This is a genomic window from Nostoc sp. CHAB 5715, from assembly GCF_020829685.1.
In the GTDB taxonomy this organism is placed as follows: domain Bacteria; phylum Cyanobacteriota; class Cyanobacteriia; order Cyanobacteriales; family Nostocaceae; genus Nostoc.
The window spans coordinates 1-3,739 of sequence record NZ_JAIVFR010000760.1 but is presented as its reverse complement, the minus strand read 5'-3'; the positions used below and the strand labels follow the sequence as shown (position 1 = coordinate 3,739).

Sequence of the window (3,739 nt, the reverse complement as noted above, 5' to 3'; positions counted from 1 at the left end):
CCTCTGCTACTATTATCTCTAAAATGTTCGGCTTCCTTGGGTCACGAATAGCTACGGTGTACACACAAGTATGGTCAGCATAGGTTTTAACTCTTCTAGTAATTTTGTAGGGTGCGTTATGGACGCAAGTCCTAACGCACCGCTTTGCTAACGCCAAATTTGGATATTTCTGCTATCATCTCCAGCAGCAAGCCAAGAACGAACCATCGGGGCTAGAGGCGAAGGAAGCAACGCATTAGCTCCCAAACTTACGCAGCTTTTCCACTTGTTTATTATCTATAATATTTGGCTGCTGATTAATGAATTCTTCAAATAAGCTAAAAAATCTGTCTACTGCACTTCGTTCATCCGCAGAATTAAAGAGAATGATATTTGCCCATAATTGTCCAGTTTCAACCTGAAATTTTTCTCTTATCCATTGTAAAAATTTTTGAAACTCGCTCTCTTGTTCGGTTAAAGGTATACCAAGTTCGCGTCGAGCAAAATAGTATCCATCCAAAAATGCCTGAAGACTGAAGATGGAATGTCTGCCCAGATACATTGCAGGTCTTTTTTTTATCTTTTGTAGTAAATCGTATAGATTATCCATACTCAACTCACTTAATGGCTTGATTCAAAAGTAAATTTCGGTTATTTGAAATTCTTTCCCTACATCTAGAATGGGTGAATAGAGATTTTGCATCCAACGCAATCTAGTAATTCCTTGATAGTGGATGTTATCAAAGACAACTTCAATACCATCTATTTCAATGAGAATACCTTCATGATGACCAGTGGTAGCAATCAATTCTCCAATACTATCATCATAAATTCTGCCGTAGATTGGATCTTGTGAGCCTGTATCCAATTTAATGTGCTTACCATGAACTCTTTGTGATACTAAAAATTCTTTCATGGCTCTGGCACAAGGAATACAATCAAAAATTCCGTAATTTCTGGCAATCTGAATAATTTGTTGATAGATGGCATCATCTCTATTCAAAATCATTACTTCTGAAGTAACAACTTAATTTCCGCAGATTCTCCTAGTGCCTCATTGACTACGATTAACTTACCCTGTTCATCAGCACCTAATTGCTGGTTAGCATTGAGCAATTCAATTCCATAAATTGTGCCATCAGGAGCAATATCTACATTCATTTCTTCGCTGACTTGAATTGTTTCTACTTGTGCAGTTTTTTCTTGGAGATAGATGTAAGCTATGTTGTATCTTGGGTCGTAGGTAATTTTCATGGAATTTTTCTCTTTAAAAGTATTTGACGATTACTGTAATAACTAACCAGTCTTCTTCCTCTTGAACAGCTATTGTCTCAATTTTTTTAGTAGTATAAAACTTGCCATTCCATTCAGCATTGAAGGGAAAGTTACACCTAAATCTAGTTCTACCAAATTGAGCGGGAAAGGTAACACCATTTTCGACTGTGGCAATAACTTCTACTTCTGTTGCTCCACGTTCATTTAATCGTGCTTGTGCATGGGGATGCAACCTGACGTTCATATATTGTTTAATCCTAACTCCCACAAATTATCCATTTTAATGGACTTGCATTATTAAACCGGAAATAAATTTCTAGGCAGTTTATGTTAACAACGAAATACCTCGTCAAGCCCTAATACTATTTTGACGCTGTTATTCCACAACTAGCTGCGTCGCCAAATTTTGATATTTCCGCTAACATCGCCAGCAGCCAGCCAACCTCCATCGGGGGTAAAAGCGACGGAATTAACTGAATCAAAATGACTGAGAGTGCAAATTTCTTTACCTGTTGCAACTTCCCATAGTTTGACAGTCTTGTCGTCACTTCCACTAGCCAGCATTTGCCCATCACTACTAATGGTGATGGACTTAACCGAGCCAGAGTGACCAGTTAGGGTGCGGCTAAGTTGACCTGTTGTCACTTCCCAGAGTTTGATTGTCCAGAGTTTGATAGTATTGTCATAATTACTATTAGCCAGCATTTGCCCATCACTGTTGATGGCGATGGGCTCAACCCAACTGAAATAACTAAAACTAGTAGAACTAGTTAAAGTGCGAATTTCTATGCCTGTTGCTATTTCCCAGAGTTTGATAGTATTGTCCCGACTACCACTAGCCAGAATTCGCCCATCACCACTCATAGCGACAGCTATAACCGATTCGGAATGACCAGTCAGTGTGCGAATTGCTCTGCCTGTTGGTACTGACCAAAGTTTAATAGTGTAGTCACTACTACCACTAGCCAGGATTTGCCCATCACTACTGATGGCGACGGAATTAACCGATTCGTAATGACTGAAGGAACAAATTTCTTTACCTGTTTTTACTGACCAAAGTTTGATAGTACCGTCACTAATACCACTAGCTAGCATTTGCCCATCACTGCTGATGGCAATGGAATTAACAAATACAGATTCGGAATGACCAGTCAGGGTGCGAATTTCTCTGCCTGTTGCCACTTCCCAGAGTTTGATAGTGTTGTCCTCACTACCACTAGCCAGTATTTGCCCATCACCAGTGAAAGCAACGGAATTAACCCAACCGAAATGACCAGTCAATGTGCGAATTTCTCTACCTGTTTGCAGCGACCACAGTTTGATAGTCTTGTCCCAAGTACTACTGGTAGTAAGGATTTGCCCATCACTACTGATGGCGACGGAATTAACCGATTCGGAATGACCTGTAAAGGTGCGAATTTTTCTAACATTTATCTTTTGTAGCCAGTTTGTTGACAGTTCCCACAGTTTGACAGTCTTGTCGTCACTTCCACTAACCAGAATTTGCCCATCACTACTGATGGCGACGGAATTAACCGATTCGGAATGACCTGTAAAGGTGCGAATTGCTCTGCCTGTTTGCACTGACCAAAGTTTGATAGTACCGTCACTAATACCACTAGCCAGGATTTGCCCATCACTACTGAAGGCGACGGAATTAACAAAACCAGAATGACTAGTAAGAGTGCAAATTTCTGCGCCTGTTTGCACATTCCACAGTTTGATAATCTTATCCCGACTACCATTAGTAGCCAGGATTTGCCCATCACCACTGAAAGCGGCGGAATTAACCTGACCGAAATAACCAGTGAGGACGCGAAATTTTTTACCTGTTGTCAACCAAAGGTTGATAGAGTTATCACTACCGCTAGCCAGAATTTCCCCATCATTACTGATGGCGATAGAATAAACCGATTCGGAGTGATCGGTATTGGAAGGACTGGTCAGCGTGCGAATTTCTCTGCCTGTTGCTACTTCCCAGAGTTTGATAGTATTGTCCCGACTACCAGTACCAACCAGAATTTCCCCATCACCACTAATGGCGACAGCCATAACCGATTCAGAATGACCAGTCAAGGTGCGGATAAGTTGACCTGTAGTTGATGAAAACAAGTGAATCACATTACCTGTCACACTTGCCAGAATATCTTCCTTGGGGCTAAGAGCTATTATTCCGGAAATACCTGGGATTATGTGAGCGCATTCCCAAGATAGAGGTGTATTGGGAGGAGAGGTTACTGACTGTGTTGGTAGTGCGATCGCAGATTGATGTGTATTAGATTGAGATATTACTGGTTGTGTTGGTGCTACTATCCCCGTATCCAATAAATCTAACCACTTCTGTACTGACTGGGAACGGAACTTGTAATTTAACGCCATCCCTTTCATAATTGCCTCATTCACCCGATCGCTAACACTGCTATTCAAATCTTTAGGCGATCGCAGGGTAAAATTTTGTAATCTAGCTGGTATTTCCGGAATAATA

At 40.9% G+C, this 3,739-nt stretch carries 5 protein-coding genes; all 5 read right to left on the bottom strand.

The window, feature by feature from the left end; all coding sequences use genetic code 11:
• Nucleotides 1–235: 235 nt before the first annotated feature.
• Complete coding sequence (locus tag LC574_RS30735; protein WP_229457377.1) at nt 236–589, bottom strand: hypothetical protein; 354 nt, start codon at nt 587–589, stop codon at nt 236–238.
• Between the two features lie 24 nt (nt 590–613).
• The gene (locus LC574_RS30730) at nt 614–982 is read right to left on the bottom strand and encodes a papain fold toxin domain-containing protein (RefSeq protein WP_229457376.1); all 369 of its coding nucleotides are present in this window, start codon (nt 980–982) and stop codon (nt 614–616) included.
• Between the two features lie 5 nt (nt 983–987).
• Nucleotides 988–1,233 carry a DUF2283 domain-containing protein gene (locus LC574_RS30725; RefSeq protein WP_229457375.1) on the bottom strand — a complete coding sequence of 82 codons (246 nt, stop codon included), beginning with the start codon at nt 1,231–1,233 and terminating at the stop codon, nt 988–990.
• 13 nt (nt 1,234–1,246) lie between these two features.
• The gene (locus LC574_RS30720; protein ID WP_229457374.1) at nt 1,247–1,498 is read right to left on the bottom strand and encodes a DUF4258 domain-containing protein; all 252 of its coding nucleotides are present in this window, start codon (nt 1,496–1,498) and stop codon (nt 1,247–1,249) included.
• A gap of 143 nt (nt 1,499–1,641) precedes the next feature.
• Nucleotides 1,642–3,739, bottom strand: a 2,098-nt coding sequence (locus LC574_RS30715; RefSeq protein ID WP_229457373.1) for a WD40 repeat domain-containing protein, incomplete at its 5' end; no start/stop codon positions are given.

What these genes read in the sequence shown, in the direction of transcription:
- LC574_RS30735 (WP_229457377.1), bottom strand. Translation starts at nt 589, where the DNA reads ATGGATAATCTATACGATTTACTACAAAAGATAAAAAAAAGACCTGCA.
- LC574_RS30725 (WP_229457375.1), bottom strand. Translation starts at nt 1,233, where the DNA reads ATGAAAATTACCTACGACCCAAGATACAACATAGCTTACATCTATCTC.
- LC574_RS30720 (WP_229457374.1), bottom strand. Translation starts at nt 1,498, where the DNA reads ATGAACGTCAGGTTGCATCCCCATGCACAAGCACGATTAAATGAACGT.